This window comes from Streptomyces kunmingensis, assembly GCF_039533535.1.
Classification (GTDB): Bacteria; Actinomycetota; Actinomycetes; order Streptomycetales; family Streptomycetaceae; genus Streptomyces; species Streptomyces kunmingensis.
Map to the genome: position 1 here is coordinate 175,756 of NZ_BAAATS010000027.1, position 17,609 is coordinate 193,364.

16 protein-coding genes are annotated in these 17,609 nt (G+C 70.9%); 10 read left to right on the forward strand and 6 right to left on the reverse strand.

Going from position 1 to position 17,609, the window contains the following annotated elements:
• Positions 1-15: 15 nt before the first annotated feature.
• Together cyc2 and ABD366_RS29110 are read right to left on the reverse strand one after the other, a co-directional pair.
• The gene (cyc2, locus tag ABD366_RS29105) at positions 16-2,244 is read right to left on the reverse strand and encodes a germacradienol/geosmin synthase Cyc2 (RefSeq protein WP_324768793.1); all 2,229 of its coding nucleotides are present in this window, start codon (positions 2,242-2,244) and stop codon (positions 16-18) included.
• Between the two features lie 126 nt (positions 2,245-2,370).
• Positions 2,371-3,207 carry a pentapeptide repeat-containing protein gene (locus ABD366_RS29110; RefSeq protein WP_324768794.1) on the reverse strand — a complete coding sequence of 279 codons (837 nt, stop codon included), beginning with the start codon at positions 3,205-3,207 and terminating at the stop codon, positions 2,371-2,373.
• A 104-nt stretch (positions 3,208-3,311) separates the two neighbouring features.
• On the opposite strand from ABD366_RS29110, the gene ABD366_RS29115 reads away from it, so the two are divergent.
• From ABD366_RS29115 to ABD366_RS29155, 9 genes are all read left to right on the forward strand, one after another.
• Positions 3,312-4,121 (forward strand): alpha/beta fold hydrolase, encoded by an 810-nt coding sequence (locus tag ABD366_RS29115; RefSeq protein ID WP_324768796.1) that lies wholly within the window; start codon positions 3,312-3,314, stop codon positions 4,119-4,121.
• A gap of 145 nt (positions 4,122-4,266) precedes the next feature.
• Positions 4,267-4,662 carry a hypothetical protein gene (locus ABD366_RS29120; RefSeq protein WP_324768797.1) on the forward strand — a complete coding sequence of 132 codons (396 nt, stop codon included), beginning with the start codon at positions 4,267-4,269 and terminating at the stop codon, positions 4,660-4,662.
• Positions 4,663-4,726: 64 nt separating this feature from the next.
• The gene (locus tag ABD366_RS29125; protein ID WP_344442759.1) at positions 4,727-6,961 is read left to right on the forward strand and encodes a hypothetical protein; all 2,235 of its coding nucleotides are present in this window, start codon (positions 4,727-4,729) and stop codon (positions 6,959-6,961) included.
• 57 nt (positions 6,962-7,018) lie between these two features.
• The gene (locus tag ABD366_RS29130) at positions 7,019-8,263 is read left to right on the forward strand and encodes a hypothetical protein (RefSeq protein ID WP_344442761.1); all 1,245 of its coding nucleotides are present in this window, start codon (positions 7,019-7,021) and stop codon (positions 8,261-8,263) included.
• Positions 8,260-9,414, forward strand: coding sequence for a serine/threonine protein phosphatase (locus ABD366_RS29135; protein WP_324770054.1), 1,155 nt, complete (start codon positions 8,260-8,262; stop codon positions 9,412-9,414). Before ABD366_RS29130 ends, ABD366_RS29135 begins: the two co-directional genes overlap by 4 nt.
• Positions 9,411-10,562: a protein kinase domain-containing protein gene (locus ABD366_RS29140; protein ID WP_324770053.1), complete on the forward strand. Its 1,152-nt coding sequence runs from the start codon at positions 9,411-9,413 to the stop codon at positions 10,560-10,562. Before ABD366_RS29135 ends, ABD366_RS29140 begins: the two co-directional genes overlap by 4 nt.
• A gap of 14 nt (positions 10,563-10,576) precedes the next feature.
• Positions 10,577-11,287, forward strand: a complete 711-nt coding sequence (locus tag ABD366_RS29145; RefSeq protein WP_324770052.1) for a vWA domain-containing protein — start codon at positions 10,577-10,579, stop codon at positions 11,285-11,287.
• On the forward strand, positions 11,284-11,724 hold the full coding sequence (locus tag ABD366_RS29150; protein ID WP_324770050.1) for a hypothetical protein: 441 nt from the start codon (positions 11,284-11,286) through the stop codon (positions 11,722-11,724). Before ABD366_RS29145 ends, ABD366_RS29150 begins: the two co-directional genes overlap by 4 nt.
• Positions 11,725-12,345: 621 nt before the next feature.
• Positions 12,346-12,756, forward strand: a complete 411-nt coding sequence (locus ABD366_RS29155; protein WP_324770049.1) for a hypothetical protein — start codon at positions 12,346-12,348, stop codon at positions 12,754-12,756.
• 18 nt (positions 12,757-12,774) lie between these two features.
• On the opposite strand, the gene msrB is transcribed toward ABD366_RS29155, so the two are convergent.
• The 4 genes from msrB to ABD366_RS29175 all read right to left on the reverse strand — a co-directional run bounded on the left by msrB (position 12,775) and on the right by ABD366_RS29175 (position 16,187).
• Positions 12,775-13,182: a peptide-methionine (R)-S-oxide reductase MsrB gene (msrB, locus tag ABD366_RS29160; protein WP_324770048.1), complete on the reverse strand. Its 408-nt coding sequence runs from the start codon at positions 13,180-13,182 to the stop codon at positions 12,775-12,777.
• Between the two features lie 13 nt (positions 13,183-13,195).
• Complete coding sequence (gene murC / locus ABD366_RS29165) at positions 13,196-14,602, reverse strand: UDP-N-acetylmuramate--L-alanine ligase (protein ID WP_324770046.1); 1,407 nt, start codon at positions 14,600-14,602, stop codon at positions 13,196-13,198.
• A gap of 157 nt (positions 14,603-14,759) precedes the next feature.
• On the reverse strand, positions 14,760-15,233 hold the full coding sequence (locus ABD366_RS29170; protein WP_324770045.1) for an indole-3-glycerol phosphate synthase: 474 nt from the start codon (positions 15,231-15,233) through the stop codon (positions 14,760-14,762).
• A 132-nt stretch (positions 15,234-15,365) separates the two neighbouring features.
• Entirely contained in the window at positions 15,366-16,187 is an 822-nt protein-coding gene (locus ABD366_RS29175; RefSeq protein ID WP_344442766.1) for a pyrimidine reductase family protein, read from the reverse strand.
• 37 nt (positions 16,188-16,224) lie between these two features.
• On the opposite strand from ABD366_RS29175, the gene zapE reads away from it, so the two are divergent.
• On the forward strand, positions 16,225-17,340 hold the full coding sequence (gene zapE, locus ABD366_RS29180) for a cell division protein ZapE (protein WP_324773542.1): 1,116 nt from the start codon (positions 16,225-16,227) through the stop codon (positions 17,338-17,340).
• The last annotated feature ends 269 nt before the right edge of the window (positions 17,341-17,609 follow it).

Below are 17,609 nucleotides of genomic sequence, written 5' to 3' on the forward strand. Positions count from 1 at the left end.
TCGGTGGCCGCTGCCTCAAGAGATGCCGGACATACCCGTCAGGTTGCCTGAAGGCCGCATTCCGGACGCGAAGGTTGTGCGACCGGGGACGGCCGGAGTCCGGTCCGGTACGAAACCGTGGGTGCGGCTCGCCAGGTAGTCGGAGCGGTAACGGTCCACGTTGCGGTGCCAGTTGAGGATGCCGGCCATCCAGTTCCGCAGCTGTCCGACATAGCCGTCCAGGACGGCTCGGGCCTCGGCGCGCAGCTTGAAGTCCTCGTACAGGACGGGGAGTTCGTGCGCGGCGATGTGCTCGAACTGCCGCATGCGCTGGGTCATGAGGTCGTGCACGATGCCGAGCGCCTTCGGGTGGTCGATGCCGAAGAAGTTCTGCACGACGAGGATCGCGTTGTGGATCTCGCCCTCGTACTCGATCTCCTTCTGGTACGAGAACACGTCGTTGGTCAGCATGCCGTAGTCGATGGCCGCGTTCTCCAGGGCCCGGATCGGCCCCGAGCGGTACACCGCGGGCGGCACGGCGGGGCCGTGGCCCAGGCGGCACAAGCTCATGGTGAGATCGGAGCCGAAGGTGGCGCGGCGCATCTCCAGGTAGTCGACGGGGTCCGGGATCCGGTTCTGGACCTGGTTCAGCACCTCCCACACCCAGCTCTCCGTCATGACGTCGACCGTGGCCCTGAACTCGGCGCGCCGCCGCCGCGACATCAGCGCGGTCGTGCGCGCCCACAGGTCGGCGAGGCCGCGCTCCAGGGCGTTGGCCGGCGCGGGGACGGGCTCGTCCGCGACGGGCATACAGGCCGACAGGCGCTCGGTGCACAGCTTGGCGCCGGCGAGGTCGTGCCGGGCCCCGAAGACCACGGGGTAGTAGTCGTCCCCGTACGTGCCCCAGGCGAGCCACTGCGCGCTGAGGTCGAGCGCCTCGGGCGAGCCGTCCGGGTCGAGCCCCGCGGAGCAGAGCGCCAGATCGGCGGCGGCGAGCCGGTCCTCGTCCCAGACGCCTTCACTGAGGATGCCCATACGGTGGGTCCAGGGGACGAGGCGTTCGCGCGCCGCGTCGAGCGCCGGGTTGAGGCGGACCTCGAACGGCATGTAGAAGTCGGGGAGTTGAGAAGGGCCCGTCTTCTGGAACGGCACATGGGTGTACGACCGCAGCCGCTCGGTCCCCACGGAGGCGAGCAGCGCGCGCACGTCGGCGGAGACGGCACCCGGCCCGGTCGGACCGCTCAGCGGCGAGGTCTCCTCGACGGCCCCCTTGTTCATGTACCGGCTGGAGCGCAGGTGCCATTCGTGTCCGCCGGACTGCCAGTCCTGGAGCCCGCGCGTGTACGCGGCGACGGCCGCGACCTCGTCCGGCGCGAGCCCCTTGTCCAGGGCGATCGCGGGCACCTCGGTGAGCGCGGTGTGCTCGAACTGGTGCAGGCGGGAGGTGAGCACGTCGTTGACGGCCTCGGCCGCCTCCTGGGTCGTACAGCCGAAGAAGGTCTCCAGTACCAGGACCCCGTTGGAGAGTTCCCCTTCGTCGCGGACCTCGCGTTCGTAGGAGAAGAGGTCGTTGCGCAGGTGCACGGCGTCGGAGAACGTCTCCATCAGGACGCGCAGCGGCCGCGTTTCAGCGACGGCCGCGGGGACCTCGGCGGTCGCGTACTCCACGAGCCCCGAGGACCAGGGCGCGCCGCCGACCTTGCGGCGCATCTCGATGTACTCGACGGGGTTCGAGACGCGGCCCTCGTTGATGTTGGAGAGTTCCCACATCGATTCGTTGAGCAGGTGCTCGGTCGATTCGGCGAACCGGCGGCGCCAGTCGAAGGACATCGCGGGCACGGTGCGCCGCCACAGGTCGGCGAGGCCCGCCTCGACGGGGTTCTCCGGCTCGGGCACCGAGGCGCCGAGGTCCATGGGCATGAAGAGCGGCAGCCGGTCGAGGTGGGCCTTGCCGGCCTCCCTGTCGTTCGTGCGCTTGTACATGTCCAGGAAGTGGTCGTCGAAGAAGAAGACCCACACGTACCAGTCGGTGATCAGCGAGAGGGCGGGACCGTCGCAGTCGGGATGCGTGTACGCGCACAGCAGCCCGTAGTCGTGCGCGTCGAGATCGCTCCGCTCCCAGACGCCGCTCCCCTCCAACATGCCCATGGAGTGGGCCCACTCGGCGGAGTGGGCCCGCGCCTCGTCGAGGTGGGGGTTGAGCCGCGCCTGGTAGGGCATGTAGAAGCGCGGCAGCTGGAACGGCTGTGTGGACTGCTCAGTCATGAGCGCGGGCCTACCCGTACCGCCCTGGTGCCATCCGCCGAGCCACCCATGATCGTCCCATCGCGTGAACGATGAGTAGGCGGGGGTGTTTCGGGGAAGCGGGAGCCGCCAAGCCCTGCCCGACGTCTACGCCGCCCAGTGCGCGGGCCGCGTCAGCCCCGGCGGCAGCTTGGTGGCGTGGTCGCCGCGGGCCGCGTTCACCTGGGCCTGGGTGAGGAAGATGCTGCCGGTGAGGTCGGCGCCGCCGAGCCGCGTGTCCCGCAGGTCCGCTCCGATCAGGTCGGCCGAGCGCAGGTCGGCGCCGGTCAGGTCGGCGGCGATCAGGAGCGCGCCGCGCAGGCTGGCGCCGCGCAGATCGGCGGCGCGCAGGCGGGCGCCGGCGAGGTCCGCGCCGCGGTGGTTCTTCTTGCGTCCGGGCACCGCGGCGCGCACCAGGTCGCTCGCCCTGAGCAGCAGGGTGTTCACGTCGCCGCGGATCGTGGGCACGTCGGCCGCGAGCAGTTCGTCGGCGCCCGCGCGCGTGAGCCGCTCGATGTCGTCGAGGGCGCGCCGGGCGTCGCGGTGCACGGGCTCGGCCCTGCGCAGCTCCAGCAACTCGCTCAAGTACCGGAGCAGTTCCTGAAGTTGGCGCATGACAGGGAACACCTCGTACATCGCCCGCGCGCTCTCGGGGCGCTCGCGCCAGCTCACGCCCTCGAAGGTGACCTGTGAGATCTTCTGGCCCGCGCCGAAGCAGTCGAAGACCGTGCAGCCCTGGTAGCCCTCGTCGCGCAGCCGGGTGTGGATGCCGCAGCGGAAGTCGTCCCGGAGGTTGTGGCAGGGGCTGCCCGCCCGCTTGTCCCGGGCGAAATCCTGCGACTTGGCGAACGGCAGCGCCACACAGCACAGGCCGAAACAGTTGTCGCAGTCGGCACGCAGATCGGGACGGTCGGGAACGGTGCGGGAGGCGTCGGCGGAGGTCACACCCCCATTGTCGCCGATCGCCCGACCCGGCCCCCTTGTGGCCCGCGCGGGGCCGCGCGACCGTGGACGCACCCCCCGCTCCGCCCCACTCCCCGGGAGTCGACGTGGCCTCCACCTTCCTTCTTCCCCATGAACTGCACGGAGACGGCCCGCACAAGGTGATCGCGGTGCACGGCTGGTTCGCCGACCGGTCCGCGTGGACGCCGGTCGTCGCCGACCTGGACCGGGTCTCCTTCCAGTACGCGCTGGTCGACCTGCGCGGCTACGGAGAGGCGAAGGACACCCCCGGCGCCTACACGACGGCCGAGGGCGCGGCGGACGTGCTGGCGCTCGCCGACCGGCTCGGCTGGGAGCGTTTCTCGCTGATCGGGCACTCGATGGGGGCCAGTGTGACGCAGCGCGTCGTGGTCTCGGCCCGGCAGCGCGTGCGGCGCCTCGCGGGCGTCTCGCCGGTCCCGGCGTCGGGTCTGACGCTGCCGCCGCGGCAGTGGGAGCTGTTCTCGACGGCGGACACCGAACCGGCACACCGCCGCACCATCCTCGACCTCACCACCGGCGGTGTCCGCCCGTCGGCCTGGCTGGACCGGATGACGGCGCGCTCGCTCGCGTGCAGCGACGCCAAGGCGTTCCGCGCCTGGCTCGACTCGTGGACCGGCGACGACTTCCACCGCGACCTGGACGGCTGCACTACCCCGGCCCTCGCGGTGACCGGCCAGCTCGACCCGGCGCTCCCGGCGGAGCTGATCCGCAGGACCTGGCTGCACTGGTTCGCCCGCGGCGAGCTGGTCGACCTGCCGGTGTGCGGCCACTACGCGATGGACGAGGCGCCGCTCGCGCTGATCCGGGTGGTGGAGGACTTCTTACGGGCGGACCGCGACCTGAGTGCCAAGGAGCCGCATTTGCAACGGAGTTGAGGCCAAAGGTCTCGCCTTGCACAGTCAGGTTTCGGCCAATCTCAGTGAATATGCGCGAGGCTCATTCACGCGTCACTCGTGTGACCTAGATTGATGGCTTGGACCGTGCGTCTCATCGGTCCGCGGGGGAAATCGGGGGAACGAAATGGATCCGGTGACAGCTGTCGCGGCTGCGGGTGTGGCGCTCGTGGTCAAGGGTGCGTTGGAAAGTGCGGGCCAGGAGGCCGGCCGTTCGGGCTGGACCGGCGGGGTCCGGCTGTCGGAGCGGATTCGCGCGCGGTTCCGCGGCGATGGGAGCGCCGAGGCCGCCCTCGACCAGGTCGCACGAACTCCCGACGACGAGAACGCCCGGCAGGACCTGGAGCGGGTGCTCACCGCCCACATGCTCCTCGACCGCGGCTTCGAGCACGAGATGCGCCGCATGGTGGATGAGGCCGTGGCGGCCCAGGGCAAGGGCGCACAGGTCAACGCCGCGCTCATCAAGACCGCCCAGGTGTTCAACGAGAAGGTCGAGATCAAGGGCGACTGGAACATCTCGTAGCCGCCCCTACGCCGTCCACACGGTTCGCCCCGCGTCGGCGTCAAGACCGGAAGACCGAGATCCATTGAGCGAGGAACCGACACCAGAGGTGCGGCCAGGGGTCGGCGGCTCACCATCCGAGAGCCCGCCGACAGGCCCCGGACCGTCCACGGAAGAATCCCCGAAGCCGATCGAACCGCGCCCCCTTGAGGAGGAGCGGGACGGCCCGGTCAGCGAGACGGATGCCCTGCGTTCCCTCACCACGGGTGCCGGTCCCGACGACGCCGAGCGCTCCGAGGCACAGCGCGCCTCGGCCATCGCCGATCTGATCGCCGCGCGCCTGAACACCGACGCGTCGGGCACGCGGATCGGCACACTCGCGCTCTTCAACGACACCGTCAGCTTCGGCGGCGGCTTCCGCACCGGGGGCGCGGGGAGCACGGTCCCAGTCCGGCGCGCGGGCGCGGTGGTCGCCCTGAACAGCACCGAACTCACCGAGTACACCGAACTGTTCGTGCAGCCCGAGGGTTACGACACCGCCCTGGAAGATCTGTGCGAGCAGGCACTGCTTGTCCTGACGGGGCCGCCCGGCAGCGGACGTGCGGCCACTGCCGTCAATCTGCTCTCCGAGGCCATGGCCCTCGGCGGCAGCCAGGACGGCGGCTGCCACCGGCTGCTCGACCCGGCGGCCCTGACCGAGCCCGGCTGGGAACCGCCCACGAAGAACTGCGGCTACCTCGCCGAGGTCGACGACGGACCGGCAGGTGCGACGAAGTTCGGGGTACGCCCGTTGGCGTCGGTCGCGGCCACCCTCCGCGCGGCGGGCTGCCGGCTCATCCTGACCGGCGGCCACGACCTGGCGCTCGCCGTCTTGGGTACGGCCGGTACGGAAGCGTTCGCCCGGCTTGAACTCACCCCTGTCGACCCGCTGGTCATCCTGGAGCGGCGGGTGCTCGGACACGCCCCCGAGCCCGAGGCGCGGGTCCGGCTGCAGAAGCTGTTGAAGGCGGGTAACGCCATCGGCGCGCTGCGGGAACAACCCGCCGCCCGGCACGCCGTGCAGCTCGCTTCCGTGATCACCGCGGACGGTGACCTGGCCGCCACGGTCGCGGCGCTGCGCGACCCGAGCAATCAGGTCAGGGCATGGTTTCAGCAGCACAGGGCGCCCGAGGCGGTCGCCTTCGCGATCGCCGCCGCGGTACTCGAGGAGAGCAGCTACCTGACCGTCGCCGAGGCGGCCGTGAAGCTGCACAGCTCCCTGACGCCCCCAGAACCAGCCCCGCCCGACCTGCGGTTCGCCGACCGGCTCGGCCATGAACAGCAGTGGATCCGGCTCGACTCCAGCGCGGGTGGTCCCCCGCGCGTGCGGTTCCGCATGGCGCTGCTCGGGCAGGCTGTCCTCGTCCATGCGTGGAGCACGCTGGACGGGCGCCGCGAGGCGGTTCTCGACTGGCTGCGCCGCCTCCTCGGCCACCGCGATCTGGAGGTACGGGCCCGCGCCTCCGTCGCTGCCGGAGTCCTGGCCTGGGCCGACCACCACTACGCGGTACACCGTTTTCTCACCGGCTGGGCGGGCAGCACGTCCTGGCCGCAGCGGCAGGGAGCGGCCACCGCGCTCAGCCTGGCCGGCAGCCGTCCCGAGTCGTCCGAGGCCGTCTGGGAGTTGCTCGACCAGTGGGCGCGGGGCGGCAGCTCCGCGTACGAGCGACGGCTCGCGGGCACCGCGGCGAACGCGGTGGGCGGGCTCCTCGGCCGCACCGACCCCGACCGCGCGGTCGGCGTACTGCGCAGTGCGCTCGACCGCGGCGACGACTGGGGCACCTTGCCGACGGTGGCCTGGGGCGGTGTTCACCTCATCCACCAGGGGAGAACGGCCGCGCTCCTGAACGCATACCTGGAGTGGTCCGAACCGCGGGATCTGTCGCCCATGGTCGTCAAGACACTCTCCGCGTTCGTCTTCGCGGCGTCCAAGCCGTACGAGCCCCCGGCCGCGAGCACGGATACGCGCGGGGTGCCTGGTGTGCCCATGCTGCTGAGTTCGCTGCCCGCACACAGCGCGCAAACGGCCGAGTTGTGGGCCCGCGCGCTGGCCAGACGTCCGGTCCAGGACTCCGCTCTGGCCGTACTGCGGGAGTGGGTCGATACGTACGTGCCGCTGTGTCCCGGCGGGTTCGACCGCCTCGCGGCGCTCCTCGCCGACGTGGCCCACAGGCCTGGTAAGCACCGGGAACGGCTGCTGTGGTGGCTCGACAAGTGGGCGACCGACCGCGACCGTCCATCGGCGAACGCGTCGGCGCTGCGCCGGCGCATCCGAAGCTGAGACGCAGAAGGTTCCGAAGTTGCAGGGGACGCACGAGAGCGAGGTAGCAGGAAAACCATGCAGGAACAGACCTACGATCCGGTGCTCGACGTCGCTGAGCTGCCCAAATGGCGCCTGACCAGTCCGCTGCGCCCGCCGGACCCCGGCCGCGCTCTGGTCCTGGTCCGGGACAGCGGCCCCGCGCTGACGATCCGCAGCGGCGAGGAGATCCCCTCGGCGCGATACGGCAATTACCGCTCCGTGCACACGGTGGACCTCGGGGAGCACCGGCTGATCCTGGACATCCCGCTGCTCAGCCGGGACGCCACCTTCTCCTTTCGCAGCCGCGTCGACCTCATCTGCAAGGTGACGGACCCGGCGAAGGTCGTCACCCGCGGCATTCGCGATATGAGTGGTGCCCTGTACGGATTTCTCCGCAAGACGCTGCGCGAGGTGGCGCGGGACTATGACATCGCCGAGTTCCACGAGGCGGAGCAGGCGCTGAACGCCGCGCTCGCCCCCTTCACGGGCGACGACGCCGTCCGGTTGCGAGGCATACACGTCGAGCTGCTGGTCGACGAGGACGAGATCGCCACCAGCGGGCGGGACTTCAGGGATGTGGTGCGCGAGTCCCGGCTCGCACGCATGCGGCGTACTCGGCACGTCGAGATGATCCGCGAGGAGGGCATCGACGGCCTGATCGCGGAAATCATGGAGAAGGAGGGGCCGCGCGCCGCCCTCACCTGGATCGAGAAGAGCGAAGCGGAGAAGCGCGAGGTCAAGCGCGAGGTCATGCGGATGATCCTCGAGCGCGGGGACGCCGACCGGGAGCCGTTCGAGCAGACCGAGCTGGAACGCGCGGTCCTGGACGAGGTACTGCGCAACGGGGACGGTCTGTTCGAGACTGCGACCCGGCGGGGCCGTCTGCGCGGTTCGCTCTCCCGGGCGCTGGGCCCAGCCGCCGACGATCCCCCCGGGCCCGAAGCGGCCGCCGACGCCGCCGGGGAGGAGCCCAGGGCCCCGCACCTCAGGGGCGAAGTACTTCCCGACGAGCCGAGTCCGCGCGGCGGGAGCCGTCTGTCCGGCACCCGCCCGGCGGCCGACACCCCGGGCAGGATGCGCGGGTCCGGCGGTGCCGCCAAGGCTCCCCGCCACCCGGGCTTCTCGGACGCACCGCCGGAGGACGAACCGCTGCCGCCGCGCGACAGCGCTCCGACGGAGCCGCGCCGCCCGGCCGCCGCGGAGCCACCGAAGCCACGGACGAGCCGGGTGCGCGGCACCGCCAAGCGCCCGCCCACCGACCCCGGCAGGGAGCCACGATGAACCATCCGCGTCAGGATGGCACCGCCCGGGCCCCGGCACCCGGCACAGCCTGGGCCTCAACGCCGCCCCTCGCGCCCGGTCCGGCCACACCGCCGGTGTCCCGGCCCGCTCCGCCGCGGCTCGCCTGGGGTGAGGACCAGGGCCGCCTCCAGGCCGTCTCCGTGTGGACCGAGCGCGTACCGGGCCGTGGGGAGGACGCGGAGCCGTTCGTCGCCCACCATTGGAGTTCGTTCCAGGGGCTGCTGGCCGTCTTCGACGGCTCGGGCGGCGCGGGCGCGGCCCCGGCTTGGCAGGCGCCGGACGGGACCTCGCGCACCAGCGCCTGGGTGGGTGCGCGCGCGGCTCGGCTGGCCATGGACTGCTGGTTCCAGGACGTGGCGTCGGACCGCATGGCGGACGATCCGCAAATGCTTCACCAGTACCTGGAGTACTTCCTCGAAAAGGCGCCCCAGCGGCGCAGCAAGATCGGCGGCACCATGCGCCGCCAGCTGCCCACCACCCTCGCGGGCGTGCACTACCGGCTCACCGACGGGGACGAGGAGGTCGAGCTGTGCGCCCTGTGGGCAGGTGACTCGCGGGCGTACGTGCTGCTGCCGGAGAGCGGACTGCACGTACTCACCCGCGACCACACCCGGGAGAGCGACGCGCTGGAGCTCCTGCGCAGCGACCCGCCGATGACCAACCTCGTCTGTGCCGACCGAGACTTCGAGATCGACTCGCAGCGGCTCGTGGTACAGCTGCCGGGTGTGCTCGTCGCGGCCACGGACGGCTTCTTCGGCTACGTCCACACGCCGGGGGACTTCGAACTGCTCCTCCTGCAGACGCTTCAGGAAGCCGGCGGAGCGGTCGAGTGGGCCCATCTGCTGCGCCGCGAGGTGGAGGCCTACACGGCCGACGACGCATCGTTGGCACTGCTCACCCTCGGGTACGAGGACTTCGCCGATCTTCGCGCCCAATTCGCCCCACGTTTGCAGCAGTTGCGTCAGCAGCAGTCCGTCGGCAGGCCCGGCGCGCTGGCCGGCGCGCCGGACCCCGCCGTGGACCCGCGGAAGACCGCGGCCGAGATCAAGGCGTGGCAGGACCGGTCGTGGCAGGCCTACCGCCACGGCTACGAGTCGCACATGCCGCCCGCGCCCGAGGAGCTCGTATGAAACAAGGAGAGGTGATCGCGGGCTACCGCATCACCACCGCACCCACCAACGCCAACGGCGGGAAGTGCATCTGGGCGTTCGCCGAGAAGGGCGGCACGGCGTACTTCATCAAGCAGTTCCTTGAACCCAAGCGTCCCAAGGACGACGCCCGCGACTCACCGAGTCTGCGGATCCGGCGGGAGCTGGCAAAGGAGTTCGAAGAGCGGCACCGCGCGATCATGACTCGGCTACGGCCCGACGCGCGCGGTGGCGGCAACCTCGTGCTCGCCACGGATTTCTTCCATGAGGGCAGCACCTACTACAAGGTGACCGAACGCATCGACACCTCCAGCCTGGAGAAGCCGCAGGCGTTGGAGCCCCGCCCGAAGATGGTGCTGCTCAAGACGCTCGGCGCCAGCCTGAAGCAGTTGCACGACATCGACGTGGTGCATGGCGACCTCAAGCCGCTCAACGTGCTGGTACAGAAGCGCAACGACGCGGCCTTCCACACCGCGAAGTTGATCGACTTCGACGATTCGTACGTCGCGGGCAACCCACCGGCGCCGGAGGACATCTCCGGCGACTCCGCGTACGGGGCCCCGGAGTGGCGCTGCTATCTGCAACAGGACGGCTCCGCAGGACCGGCCCAACTGACCTGTGCCGTGGATGTGTTCGCGCTCGGCCTGATGACACATCTGTACCTGACGGGAGACCTCCCGCGCCACGACGAGCGGTTCGGTTCCCCCGCCGACGCGGTCAACGCGGGCGAGCGGCTGCTCCTGGACCCGCGTCTGTCGGACGAGATCCAGGGGCTGCTGCGGGCCATGGCTCAGAGGGACCCCAAGCAGCGTCCGCGCATGGCGGCCTATCTCAAGGCCCTGTCGGACCCGAAGGTCTGCGCGCTGCAACACCGACGCCCGGGCACCGCGCCGCCGAAGCCCGCGTCTCCCAAGGCGCACGCGGCGGAGAGTTCGGGCCCCCGCACCAGCCGGATCCGCGGCAGCTTCACACCCCGCACGAGCAGTCCCACGCCTCCCAGTCCCACGCCTCCCAGGCCCACGCCCGCCCCCGCGGAGCCGGACACCACTCCGGCCACCCCGTCCGCTCCCCGGTCCTCCCGTGTCCGCATCAACCTGGGCGATCGCGGCCGTAACCGCGACGCTCCGTGAATCAGGAGTCACGCATGAACGCCAGCAACGACCAGTACCAGGGCAATCTGCAGTACGCCGTCGACATCGTGCTCTGCGTCGACGCGACCGGCAGCATGTTCCCCGTGCTCGACAGCGTGAAGTCGAGCGCCCTGCAGTTCCACGACCGGCTGAACGACGTGATGGCGAAGAAGGGCAAGGCGATCAGTCAGCTGCGGTTGAAGACCATCGCCTTCCGTGATTTCGGCGACGACCCCGAGACAGCGATCGAGCAGACCGACTTTCTCCGCCTTCCCGAGCAGGCCACGGACTTCGAACGGTTCGTGCGCGGCATCGACGCGGGGGGCGGCGGCGACATCCCGGAGTCGGGCCTTGAGGCGCTCGCCCTCGCGATCAACTCGCCATGGGAGACAGGCCTCGACCGCAGGCGGCACGTCATCGTCATGTTCACGGACGCTCCCGCCCACCCGCTGCACACCGCGGGGGCGTCCGCGCAGACGTACCCCGCGAACATCCCGCGTACCATCGACGACCTTTTCGAGCAGTGGGGCTACGCCCGCAGCCAGACCGCCGTCATGGAGCAGTCGGCCAAGCGGCTCGTCCTGTTCGCCCCCGATCAGGCGCCGTGGTCCGACCCGATCGCCGAGGAGTGGGACCTCACGCTGCACTTCGCCTCGAAGGCGGGCGAGGGCCTGGAGGAGTTCGAGATGGACGAGATCATCGAGACGATCGCGAACAGCCTGTGACCCCTCGACTCGAATGGCCCGGATTCCGGCTCGACTACGACGAGGGTGTCCTTGGCCTGCGCTGGTCGTACGTCGCGGATCTGGAGGTCAAGGCCGAGCGCTGCATCGAGGCCTCGCTGCGCTCCCGGTCCGCGGACGCGTCGAGCCAGCTGGTGTTCCGGTTCAGGAGCGCGGAGTCCCATACGGCCGACTTGATCGTGGTGCGGGCCGACGTCCCGACCGCCCAGGTGCAGAGCGCCGAGCAGTTCATCGCCCTGCTGCGACGCGAACACGGCGTGTCGGACCGGCTCACCGACGAGGACGAGGCCACCGAGCTCGAGCGAGTACCCGCGGGGGCGGCCGGCTGGGTCCTGGCTCCGACGGGCCCGGCGTCCGAAGAGCTCTTCAGCGCGGTCATGCACCGGATCGAGAACGAAAGCGAGAACGACGCCGGCTGAGCCGGCGCATCACCGACCGGACACATCAGGAAAGGCAGTACAGGGGTGGCGGCAACGGCCAACTGGCGCTGCGGGGATTGCGACACCTTCAACGCCCCGGAGAAACGAGTCTGCACGATCTGCGGCAGCGCCCGGCCCGCCGCCAAGCGGCCCGCACCGGCTCGGCCGGTCGCTGACTGGCGCTGCCCGAAGTGCGACACCAACAATGTCAGGGACGACAGGACCTGCCTGGTCTGCGGCACGCCCTGGAAGGCGACGAAGCCGGCCGTGAAAAACCCGGCCGGCCCCAGCTCCGGCAAGTCGGCCGCGGTCTCGGCGAAACCAGGTGCCAAGAAACCCACCCCGAAAAAGCCTGCCCCGAAAAAGACCACGCCGCCGCCCTCACCCTCGTCGGCCGCAAAAGCCCCGAGAAGCACGCCGACCACGGCGACGAAACGCACCTCTCCGACGCGCACCGCACACCCTCGTCCGCGTCCCGAGAGTCTTTTCCATCCGCCGCCCACCGCCCCGTCGGGCTACACCCCCACGGCGCCTCGACCGGCCCCCACGCCGCGCTGGTCACCGCCGCCGGCCCGGCCGAAGAAATCCAACGGTTGTGCGGGCTGTCTGATCGCTCTCGTCGTGGGCATCGTGCTGCTTCTCGCCGCACAGACGATCATCAAGACGATCGGTTCGCACTCCGACGCCTCGGGCGGCTCCGACCAGAACGGCGGCAGCACCGCCGCGTCCTGCCCCGCGCGGATCGCCGAAGAGCTTCCCTCGGGCGATGGAGCCGAGCTGGTCAGGGCCTACCGCACGGGGAACAAGCAGATCACGCTGTGCCGCACAGCCGCCGGAAAACTGTACTACTACGGCGAGTTCAGCGATCACCGCGAGGACGGCATCGCCATGGCGGCCGAGCGCACGAAGGACGGCTACAAGGCCAGTAACCCTCCGTACCGCTACGAGATCCACGACGGCGTCGTGACGATCTACGAATCGGGCAGGAGGATCGGCCAGGAGACGGTGACACCGGAACCGTCTCCTGAATGACCACCGCGACGGCTCGGGTCAGCCCTCCGCCGGCTCCAGTCGCAGCGACACCGAGTTGATGCAGTAGCGCTGGTCGGTGGGGGTCGCGTAGCCCTCGCCCTCGAAGACGTGGCCGAGGTGCGAACCGCAGCGGGCGCAGCGCACCTCGGTGCGGACCATGCCGTGCGAGCGGTCCTCGATGAGTTCGACAGCGTCGGACTGCTTGGGGTCGTAGAAGGACGGCCAGCCGCAGTGCGACTCGAACTTCTCGGTCGAGGTGAAGAGCTCGGCGCCGCACGCCCGGCAGGCATAGACGCCCGTGGTCTTGGTGTCCGTGTACTCACCGGTGAAAGCGGGCTCGGTGCCGGCCTGGCGCAGTACCGCGTACTCCGCCGGGTTCAGCTCCGCGCGCCACTGCTCGTCCGGCTTCTCGACGTCGTACGACATGAGCCACTCCCTTTTAACGCTGTGCGAGATGTTCCAGGATCTGCGGGCCGAGGTCCGTGACATCGCCCGCGCCCATGGTGAGAACGAGATCACCGGGCTTCGCCATTCCCGCGATCGCCTCGACGGCCGCCGTCTTGTCGTGGGCGGCCTGCACGTCGGCCCCCGCGGCGCGCGCCGCGTCGACGATCAGGGCGCTGGTGATGCCGGGGATCGGGTCCTCGCGGGCCGGATAGATGTCGAGGACGACCGAGGCGTCCGCGAGGGCGAGGGCCTCGCCCATCTCCCGGCCCAGCTCCTGGGTGCGGGAGAAGAGGTGCGGTTGGAAGAGGACCAGCAGGCGGGACGTGTCCGCCGCGGCGCGCATGGCCTCCAGGTCGGCCGTCATCTCGGTGGGGTGGTGCGCGTAGGAGTCGATGACCTGTACACCGCTCTCCTCGCCCTTGAGCTGGAGGCGGCGCTTGACGCCGGTGTAGGACTTGAGGGCCCCCGCCAGGTTCCGGGAGGGGATGCCGAGCGCCACGCCCGCCGCGAGCGCCGCGACCGCGTTGTGCGCGTAGTGGCTGCCCGGGACGGAGACGGTGAAGGTGAGCAGCTTGCCGTCGAGGAGGACGGTCACCTCGCTGCTCAGGCCGCGCGGCGTGATCTTGTGGATGCGGATGTCCGCGGTCTCGGACTCGCCGTAGGTGACGACCTTGAGGGACGTCGTGTCGCGGATGCGGCGGGTCAGTTCGACCGCGCCGGACTGGTCGGCGGCGATGACGAGGGTGCCGCCGGGGACGATCTTCGAGGTGAAGATCTCGAAGGAGTCGTAGATCTCGTCCATCGACGCGTAGTTGGCGTGGTGGTCCAGCTCGACGTTCAGGATGATCGCGACTTCGGGCCGGTACTTGTGGAAGCTGCGGTCCGACTCGTCGGCCTCGGCGACGAAGATGTCACCCTCGCCGTGCAGGGCGTTCGAACCCGGGGCGTCCAGGTCGCCGCCGATCGCGTACGACGGGTTCAGGCCGAGGGACGACAGGGACACGGCCAGCATCGACGTCGTGGTCGTCTTGCCGTGGGTGCCGGCCACCGCGATGGGGCGCAGTCCGTCCATGAGCGAGGCGAGCGCGTCGGAGCGGTGCACGACGGGGATGCCCAGCTCGGCGGCGCGCGCCAGCTCCGGGTTGTCCTCGCGGATCGCGGAGGAGACGACGACGCAGGTGGCCTCGGGCGACAGGTGCGCGGCGTCGTGCCCGATGTGGACCGTGGCGCCGAGCGCGCGCAGCGCCTCGGCCGTGGCGGACTCCCGGGCGTCGCTGCCGGCGACCCGCGCGCCGCGCTGGGCGAGGATCTTGGCGATGCCCGACATTCCGGCGCCGCCGATGCCGATGAAGTGCGGTCGGTCCATGGCGGCGGTGGAAGTGGGCAGGCCGGGTGCCATACGTGTCTCTCCCCTGAGGTTCCTGAGGTGCTTCGGGTGACCAGATCCGTGGTCGCTTCGACCACGGACCCGGGTCAGCCTATTGCCTCGGCCCCGCCCGCCCCGCATCCGAGCCCGCGTCACCCCTCGCCCCGGAGGGCAGAGGAGCGGCCCGCCGTCACGCCTTGCTGTGCGAGAACAGCTTCAGCACCGGCACGCCCACCTTGTGCCGGGCGCGCGAGGCCCAGTCGCGGTGGAAGAACTCCTCGACGTAGTGCGGATCGGTCAGCACGATGACCTCGTCCGCCCGTGCCTCGTCGACGAGCGCCTTGAGCGCGTCGAGCGGGTGGTCCTCGATGAGCCGGCCCTCGGCGGCGCAGCCGGCCTGGTGCAGCGCGGCGAGGGAGACGCCCAGCGCCTGCTCCGCCGGGGCCTTGGCCTCGTCGCCCTCGGGCACCTCGTCCTCCCGGGCCGCCTCGTCCAGCTCGCCCATCGCGACGTCGTCGATGGCCCGCAGCAGGCGGTCCGCCTGGTCGCCACGGGGCTGGAGCAGTACGTGGAAGGAGACCTCCTCGTCGCCGTGCAACGTGGTGACGAACTCCACGTCTGCGGAGGTCAGGGCCTTCTCGATCATCAATACGCTCGTGAACACGACGGGCGCCCTTCTTCTCCTACCGCGGGCCGTCCTGCGACCGGCCCTGGGGTCCTGCGGAAACCATCCTGCCCCGTGGCCGCACGGGGTCTGCGAAATTTAGTGTGCCCAGCGGAAGCCAAACGGAACGAATCATTCCGCCGAGTGTCGGGTCCGACGGTATCGGGTGAAAAGGAAACCGTCCTCCTCCAGAAGAGATGCCAGCTCGAAACGTTCCGGCAGGGCCGGCCCAGGGCCTCCGGCGATGCGCTGGGCGCCGCCCGCGGTGAGCAGCGGCGACACCGTCAGACAGAGCTCGTCGAGCACCTGTGCGGCCACGAGCTGGCCGAGGAGCCGCGGCCCGCCCTCCGTGAGCAGCCGTGTCAGCCCCCGCTCGGCCAGCGCCCGTACCGCCCGCTCCGGCTCGACCCCGGCGCCGTCCCCCGCGACCAGGACCTCGGCCCCGGCCGCGCGCGCCGCCGCGATCCGGTCCGCCGGCGCGGCCGCACCGGTGAGGACGTACGTCGGTGCCAGTGGCTCGGTGAAGAGCGGAAGGCGGAAGTCGAGGTCCAGGCTCGCGCTGATCACCGCGATGGACGGCGCGGGGCCCTGCCCGGCCTCCTTGCGGCGCGCGGCGAACGCGTCACGGACGCGGGCCGGCCGGTACCCCTCCTGGCGGACCGTCTGGGCGCCGACGACCACGGCGTCCGCGAGGGCGCGCAAGGTGCCGAAGATCCGCATGTCGGCGGGGCAGGAGATGGGCTGGGAGCGGCCGTCGTGCTGAGCGGCGCCGTCGAGCGTGGAGACCATGTTGGCGCGCAGCCAGACCTCCCCCGCCGCTCCGGCCGGATACGCGTAGACATCGGCGAGCTCATCGAGGCTCCACTCACGGCCCAGCGGCCCCCCGGGCCCATCGAGTCCCTCCCGACCCTCGTGATCTGCTGTTTCGTACGTCACAGGGAACAGGCGTCGCATGACGTGCAGTGTGGCACGGCCACTAAGCTAGGGAGTTGTGTCGTCCTCCTCCGAAGCCACCGGCTCCCGCGCGACGGGCATCAGCCCCATAGCCGACGCGGCGCCCCAGTCCCTGTGCGCCCGCGAGCCGCACGTTCCCGCGGAGCGCCTGGTCGCCGAGATGGTGCCGCCGCCGCGGTTCAGCTCCGCCCGCTTCGACACCTACCTACCGGACCCGAACCAGCCGAGCCAGACGCGGGCCGTGCAGGTGCTGAGCTCCTTCGCCGCCGGGCTCGGCGGGGCGCACGCCACCGGCGCCGGCAAGAAGCGGGGCCTGTTCGGTTTCGGCAAGAAGCCCGCCGCCCCGGCCGGCCCCCGCGGCGTCTACCTCGACGGCGGGTACGGCGTGGGCAAGACCCACCTCCTCGCCTCCCTGTGGCACGCCACCCCGGCCGCGCCCGAGCAGAAGGCGTTCGGCACGTTCGTCGAGCTGACGAACCTGGTGGGCGCCCTCGGCTTCCAGCAGACCGTGCGCACGCTGAGCGAGCACCGCCTCCTGTGCATCGACGAGTTCGAGCTCGACGACCCGGGCGACACCGTCCTCGTCTCCACGCTGCTCGGCAAGCTGGTCGACGCGGGCGTCGCGCTCGCCGCCACCTCGAACACGCTGCCCGGCAAGCTCGGCGAGGGCCGGTTCGCCGCCGCCGACTTCCTCCGTGAGATCCAGGGCCTGTCCGCACGTTTCAGGCCGCTGCGGATCGACGGCGAGGACTACCGGCACCGCGGCCTGCCCGACGCCCCCGCGCCGTTCACCGACGAGCAGGTCACCAAGGCCGCGTACGCCACCGAGGGCGCCTCGCTCGACGGTTTCCCGCAGCTGCTCGAACACCTGGCGCGGGTGCACCCCAGCCGGTACGGCGCGCTGACGGACGACCTGAAGGCGGTCTGCCTGACGGAGGTCTCCGCCGTACCCGACCAGTCGACCGCCCTGCGGCTCGTGGTGCTCGCCGACCGGCTCTACGACCGGGAGATCCCGGTGCTCGCGTCCGGGCAGCCGTTCGACCGCCTGTTCAGCGAGGAGATGCTGAACGGCGGCTACCGGAAGAAGTACTTCCGGGCGATATCGCGCCTCACCGCCCTGGCCCGCGACGCCAAGGGGCTCGTGCACGCCTAGGGCCTGTCTCCCAGATCCCTCCTGCCCCGCGACGCCTGGCACGCACTCTCGCCGCACCGGGCACAAGGCCAAGTACATCCAGTACGAGACCTTGCACCCGCCACGTCGAGAGCACGCACCAGACGCCGCGGGGCCCGCCCTTCGGGCGGACGGAGGGATCTGGGAGACAGGCCCTAGACGGTCGTAGCCGGCCGCGACACGAGTAACCGGGCGGTCGCCACCGGTGCTACGCGCGTGGTTCCCGCGCGTCGGCCTGCGTGATAGACACA